This window comes from Sphingobium sp. MP9-4, assembly GCF_005281675.1.
In the GTDB taxonomy this organism is placed as follows: domain Bacteria; phylum Pseudomonadota; class Alphaproteobacteria; order Sphingomonadales; family Sphingomonadaceae; genus Sphingobium; species Sphingobium yanoikuyae.
In genome coordinates this window covers 46,453-53,065 of record NZ_LUFI01000041.1, presented here as the reverse complement: position 1 = coordinate 53,065, position 6,613 = coordinate 46,453, and the positions used below count along the sequence as shown (strand labels likewise).

Annotated in this window: 5 protein-coding genes and 1 pseudogene; 2 read left to right on the top strand and 4 right to left on the bottom strand. The window is 58.2% G+C overall.

Annotated features, from left to right (window positions below):
- Positions 1-310: pseudogene (locus A0U87_RS14285) on the top strand (hypothetical protein); the annotation flags it as partial.
- A 100-nt stretch (positions 311-410) separates the two neighbouring features.
- Here A0U87_RS14285 and A0U87_RS26755 read toward each other — a convergent pair.
- Positions 411-1,796, bottom strand: coding sequence for a sugar transferase (locus A0U87_RS26755; RefSeq protein ID WP_053094322.1), 1,386 nt, complete (start codon positions 1,794-1,796; stop codon positions 411-413).
- Between the two features lie 312 nt (positions 1,797-2,108).
- Between A0U87_RS26755 and A0U87_RS14275 the strand changes: the two genes are divergently transcribed.
- On the top strand, positions 2,109-2,330 hold the full coding sequence (locus A0U87_RS14275) for a hypothetical protein (protein WP_137405646.1): 222 nt from the start codon (positions 2,109-2,111) through the stop codon (positions 2,328-2,330).
- A 3-nt stretch (positions 2,331-2,333) separates the two neighbouring features.
- Here the strand turns inward: A0U87_RS14275 and A0U87_RS14270 are convergent, their stop codons facing one another.
- From A0U87_RS14270 to A0U87_RS14260, 3 genes are all read right to left on the bottom strand, one after another.
- Complete coding sequence (locus A0U87_RS14270) at positions 2,334-2,960, bottom strand: response regulator (RefSeq protein WP_026109652.1); 627 nt, start codon at positions 2,958-2,960, stop codon at positions 2,334-2,336.
- Positions 2,881-4,380 carry a PAS domain S-box protein gene (locus tag A0U87_RS14265; RefSeq protein ID WP_240700565.1) on the bottom strand — a complete coding sequence of 500 codons (1,500 nt, stop codon included), beginning with the start codon at positions 4,378-4,380 and terminating at the stop codon, positions 2,881-2,883. The genes A0U87_RS14270 and A0U87_RS14265 overlap by 80 nt, the downstream gene beginning before the upstream one ends.
- Positions 4,381-5,163: 783 nt before the next feature.
- Positions 5,164-6,594 carry a lipopolysaccharide biosynthesis protein gene (locus A0U87_RS14260; RefSeq protein ID WP_017503325.1) on the bottom strand — a complete coding sequence of 477 codons (1,431 nt, stop codon included), beginning with the start codon at positions 6,592-6,594 and terminating at the stop codon, positions 5,164-5,166.
- Between the last annotated feature and the right edge of the window lie 19 nt (positions 6,595-6,613).

Here is a 6,613-nt window from a genome sequence, read left to right as displayed (position 1 = left end):
TCGTTCCCCGCTATCTCTATCGGGGGACGTACTGTCCTGCTATGTTGGCGACCGTTCGTGGCGAGAACCGTTGGTCATCACCGCGTCGGTGGAGTGGCATCTAGGCCCGTCAGGCGAACCCGTCAACACCTTTCTCGCAAAAAATGAACCAAAAACAAAAATTACTCCGCAACATCCCCTTCTTGCCTGCCCACATGAACCACGGCCAAGCCACGCCGATGTGATCCTTCCGATGTTCGACAATTCCGGGTTGGCACCAGGCGACATCATCCAGATTGGAGAATTGGAGGCCGCGCCCATCATGATATAGGCGGGTGGCGACGCCTGCCTCATTCCAGCTTCGTCGCCATGGCCGGCTCATCCTGAGGTGATTTGCGGCCGATCATGATCGATCATGCCCCCCCCCCGTTTCAGAACGCCTTGTGATGAACGAGCACGTTGAAGGTCCGCAGCAGGATGCCGATATCCCGCGCCAGGCTCCAGCCGTGCAGATATTCCAGATCCGCCTCGATCCGCCGCAAGATGTCGCCGCGTGTTTCCGTCGCGCCACGGAAACCCCTGATTTGGGCCAGTCCCGTGATGCCGGGCTTGAGCGCGTGGCGATGCCAATATTGCCGATCGACCTGCCAGAAATAGGCGTTATCAGCGGTCGAGCCCAAGGCGTGCGGCCGCGGCCCGACGAGGCTCATTTCGCCGAGCAGAACATTGAATAGCTGGGGCAGTTCGTCGATGCTCGTACTGCGAATGAAGCGCCCGATGCGGGTCACACGGTCATCACTTCGACCGGTGGAACGGCTACCCAATGCGTCGCCGCAATCGGTCCGCATGCTGCGGAACTTGTAAATCCGGAACAAGCGGTTGCCGCGACCGATCCGTTGTTGGCGAAAGAAGACCGGCCCGGTGCTGTCGATCTTGATGGCGATCGCCACCAGAAGCAGCAACGGCAGCAGCGCAATGGCCAGGGGCACGGTCAAGGCAATGTCGAGCAAACGCTTGCGCGCGCGGTCAGCAAGGTTGAGCGGGCCGCGCGAGACCACTAGGGTCGACGTGTCCAACCAGGTCCCTACCGCAAGCGGTGCAGTCTCCCCGACCTCTGGCACGACGACTTCGCCCTGAACATTGCTGCCCTTCAATATCTCGGCCCAACTCGCTCGTCGGGCAGCCGGACAAAGGATGATCGCCCTGTCATAATCACGCAGCAGCACGCCCAATTGGTGCAGCTTGTGCGGATCATCCTCTTCGGGGCGCAGCCCGATCTGGCGCGCATCGATCACGGCCGCCGCACCGCAATCATTGGGGCGCGCGATACCATCAAGGATCAATATCTCCGCGAACAACTGATTTCCGAAGCAACGCCGGACCGCATAGGCCATCAGTGAGCGCTGCACGACCAGCAGCCCCAGGCTGCCAAAGACGCCGAACAATATGCCTGAGCGCGGGAAGGTTCCCACCGCCTTCGATGCGAAAATTACAAGGAAGAACAGCAGCATGGTGGCACCAAATGCCAATGTCGCAGCGCGACAGCTGATCGTCGCGCTGGTCAGACAGGACATGCTGTAAGCCTGGCTGTGAAAGGCGATGATCGCAAAGACGAGAATGCCTGCGGATAATGATCCGATCATGTCCGACGAGGATGCCGGCGAGAGGCGCGCGCCTACGCCAAAGCCAATCAGCAGCGCCAAGCAATCAGCTGATAGCAACAGCAGGCACAGCCACAGGCGTGCATTGCGCCTGGCGATTAACGCCCCCGTTCCGCTCGCGCTGTGGAAACGCGCCGCCAAATCCGGATTTGCCATGGCCTGTCCTTTTCTCGTCGATTGTCGACCATTGGCACAGCAATGGCCGGGCGCTCCCAGTTGCGCAGCACGCAGAGGAGCGAAATCAATTCAACCGACAAGAGCACGGGCGCCTCAAAAACATCAATCCGTGACAACACCTAATAAATATTAACTAATAAAATATCAAAAATCAAATTTATATCGGAATGATTTTAGATGAATCGGCAATTTTGTTAACAGCGTAATTTCACTTATATTATTCGTATATTGTTTTTGCTAAAAAAAACAGAGCATCGTCCTTTAATCCGAAAATGGGAGGTTCATGGAAATATGAACATTGCGCTCTGCGCCGGTGCGGCAATCATATTGCTCATTTGGGCGATCGGCCTTTATCACCTCTGGCAACGTCAAAATGCATCGCTCGTCGAAATCAAGCCAGCATGGCCAGATCGCCTTTTCGCAATTTTCTGGCTCCCGATCGCACTATTGGCGCTCATCGCGACAATCCCCTCGCTATGGCGACAAAAAGCACCACGGCGGCAGAAATATTGACGCTCATCCATCCAGCCTCCGGCCTATTCCCGCCGCAAATGCAACTCTCAGGGCATCCGAAAGATTGCGCGTTTTGAGCTTTGCCATCAGGTTTGCGCGATGAATTTCGATCGTGCGCGGGCTGATGCCCAATTGCAGGGCGATGTGCTTGTTCGGTAGCCCCATTGTCAGGCCTGCCAGAACATCGCGCTCGCGCGGCGTCAACTTTTCCACCAGCGATTGCGCCTGCGCGACCCTTTGTCGGCGCGCACCATTATCATATAGCACCGACCAGGCGTTCTCGACCGCCTGCAACAGGCTCTGTCGCTCGAACGGCTTCACCAGGAAATCCACGGCGCCCATCTTCATTGCCGCGACCGTCACGGCAATGTCGCCATGCCCCGTCAGCATGATGACCGGAAAATTGAGATCCGCTTCATTGAGACGGCGCTGCACCTCCAGTCCATCCATGTCGGGCATGCGCAGGTCCAGGATGACACAGCCCGGCGGCTCGGTCGGCGCGGCGGCAAGAAAATGAGCGCCCCTCTGCCAAGTGCGGACCGAATATCCTTCAAGCTCCAACAAGAATGCCGTTGCCGCTCTGACGGAATATTCGTCGTCCACGATGTGAATCGTCTTCATTTCCTCCACAAAGAATCCCCTTCTTACGCTTCAATGTGAAACAAAAGCAGCTGCCGGCAGGCGCGGGCTCAACCCAGATCCGCCCGCCATGGGCCTCCACAATTGTTCGACAAATGGACAATCCGACCCCAGTTCCCTCTTCCTTGGTCGTGACAAAGGCGTCGAACAGCCGCTCGCGGATTTCCGCGGCGATGCCCGAGCCAGTGTCGGTAATCATGATTTGGGTGGTAAGCTCATCGACGCGGGACGCGTGGATCGTCAGGATCCGCTCATCCATGTTGCGCATCGCATCTATGGCATTGCGACAAAGATTGCCGATCACCTGCTGGATCTGGACCGGATCGGCGAATACCGGTCCCGCGTCTGGCGCAACCCGAAGCACGACACGGACTTGCGCACGGGCAGCCGCAGGACGGACGAGCGCAATGCTGCTGCGCACCATTTCGCCGATATCCCGCACCTCCAGTTGCGCTTCACCACTGCTGGTGAAGTCGCGCAAATGGCGCATGATCGCCCCCGCCCGCACCGCTTCGCTCGACGCGAGATGGAAAATTTCGTCCAGCTTCGCCCGACTCCCGCCGTTGAGATTGTTGAGCAGGATGCTGCCCCCCTCCATATAGGCTGCAAGCGCTGTCAATGGCTGGGTCAACTCGTGCGACAGCATCGAGGCCATCGCCCCCATTGCGCTATAGCGGGTGCCATCCAGCATTTCCGCCTGCAGGGTTTCCAGCCGAGCCTTCGTCGCCTCCTGTTCGGAAAGGTCGCGCACAAAGGCCGTAAACCTTGTGCCGCCGTTCGCTTCCATCCGCACGAAGGTCATCTCGGTTGGAAAATTCGAGCCATTATGATGCCGGCCGATCAACTGCCGCTCGATCTTTTCCGAAACATCGACGATCCGGAATGGATATTCGTCAGGCACTTCGTCTTCAGAAGGACAGACCAGCAGCAGGCTCTCGAAATTCTGGCCTTTGAGATCCACCAGATCATAGCCGAACATGCGGGAGGCCGCTTCGTTGATATATTCGATGCAGCCGTCGGCATCGAATACGAAGACGGCGTCCGGCGCGGTCTCCAATATCAACCGCAACTCATGCTCCCGCTCCTGCAGCGCAAGCTCATGCGCGCGCTCCAGCGTGACGTCGCGGATCAGGTTGGCAAAGCCCTGCAACGCTCCGTCATTGTCGTACAATGCCGTGACAACGCAATTTTGCAGATAGATGGTGCCATCGCTGCGGCAGCATTCATGATCGAATTCCCAGCTGCCATGCTGGCGGGCGAAGGCGAAGGCCTGCGCCATGCGCGCCTTGATCTCCGCGCGCCCTGGGTAGAGCAGCGCGACATGGCGATGCATCACCTCGCCAGTCAACCAGCCGGTAAAGCGCTCGGCGCCTCGATTCCAATGCAGGATGAACCCCGAAACATCGGTCATGTAGAGGGCATAATGCGCCGCGCCGTCGGTCAGCAGCTTCATCTGCGTCATCAGCCGGCCGACATGGGCAGCCTGATATTCCGCCCTAGCGCGCCAGAATGTCGCGCGAAGCGCAACGACGTTGGCGGCAACCAGCGCCATGAGGAAGGCGCCCGCCGCAAGCAGCCCGCCATGAAAGCCTTCAAGCAGATAAGTGACCGCCAAGGCGGCGATACCAGCCAGAAAGCCCGGTCCGGCGCCGAACAGCATCGTCGTAAACAATGCAACGAATGTGAATATCACATAAAATTCGCTGGAGAAGGACGGATATTCATCGGCCTGAAAAGCGGCGAGCGCGATCGCGACCATGGCCAACCCGACCAGATAGCGACTGACCCCACTCCACGAGACGTGGCGCCTGAGACAACGCAATCTGACCAGCGAAAAGCTGGCGCGGACTTGGCCCGCCTTGGAGATCGGCATGATGTTAAATCGTCTGACGGCTGCGAACATAACTCAAACCCCGCGCTTAACGCCCAGAATTATTTCATATGCTGCGACCGTCACCCTGAAAGGGATGGCAGAAACCGGCTCACGTCTTCAATCGGACGTCTGCCCCATGCTCACCCCTGACCGATTATTGATCCAGTTGGAGGTTTACATAATTCTCTGCTGCAATGCGCAATTTTTAACATCGGCATTAGGGGAAGTATAGTAGGTAGTTTTACACATTTTGAGAAATTTCGTTCCGCAGCTGCAAAATGTCATTGCCGGAGGATTTCCAAAAATGTCCACTTCGGAAATTTAACTGGTGGAGGACACGCGTTTGCCCCCTGCCCGTGCGAAATGGAACATGTCGATGACAATGGTCCGTCCGACCAGTCCGAGGACGACCATATAGACCGCTGCCCCAGCGATGACCGTCGACAACAGCATCGGAATCGGAGCTTGGCCGGCCAATGCGAACCGGAACCCCCATAGAAAAACAGCCATGACCAGCGATGCGACGACACTGGGCCGCAGCGCCTTCCAATAATCCCGCCATCCCAGCGGCAGCAGAACCACAACTGGCCAGACGGACAGGGGATAGAGGATATAGGCGCGCGCCGTGAACGCGGCAGCGACCGCAGCCATCCCATATTCAACGGCAAAGAAGAAGGTGACAATATTGACCAGCGCATAAATGCCCGCCAGCCAAGTCTGCCATTGCGGCTTTCCCATGGCGAGCATCAGCGACTGATTGTAAATGCCGATCGCCTGGAGCGCGCCGAACAGGCTGAGATAGCGCATCACATCGGCTGCCGCCGCCCAACGCGGACCGAACAACAGGAAAATAAACTCGTCCGATACGATCGCCAGGCCGACAAAGGCCGGGGTCGTTATGGACGATGTCGCCGACACTATTCTGAGGAAAGCCTTTGCAAGGCGGGGCGGATCCCCCTTGAGTTGCGAGAAGACCGGAAGTGCCACACGGGACAGCGCACGCGCCAGCATCAGATTGGCGGCCAGCAAAGCCCGCTTGCCGACGGTATAAATGCCTGTCGCTGCGCCGCCGAGCGCCAGGCCGATGACCATGATGTCAGCATTGGCGTTGAAGAAATTCGCAGCGCCCGTCACGCCGACATGACGGCCATAGAAAAGCACGTCCCTTGCCTTTTCCCGTGAAAAACGCAGTCGGGGTCGCATCGGGCAGGCGGCCCACAGGATTATCGTTCCGATGACCGCTACGGCCAGATTTTGTGCCACCAGCGCCATCACGCCATAACCGGCCACGGCCAGTGCTATTCCGACAAGGCCGCCCACCAGGGTCGAGATTGTCGAGCGCGTGGCCAATGGCCGCATCAGCAAGGCCCGCGTCAGCCAAGCCTGTGGCACGACGTTCAGCGCACCCAGGAAATTCGCGACGCTCAGCCATCGCAAAACCATGCCCAAGCCCTGATGGGCGGCGGTCCGCTCAACCAAGTCGGCTAGCAAGAAGGTCGCGATCAGCAGCAGCGCGCCGGCCGCAGCAGAAATCCAGAAGGCCGTATCATCCAAGTCGGCATCGGCAGCGCCGCCCTTGCTCACAAGCGATGCACTGATCCCCGACAATATGATCATCTGGAACCATTGCCCTACCAGCAGGGCCATGGCGACGATGCCCAGCATCGTCGCATCGACATAGCGCGCAATCACGAGGAAGGTCAGGAACTGCAACAGTTGCACACCCCAACTTTCCAGGATGGACCAGGCCATGCCTGAACGGACTGCGCGC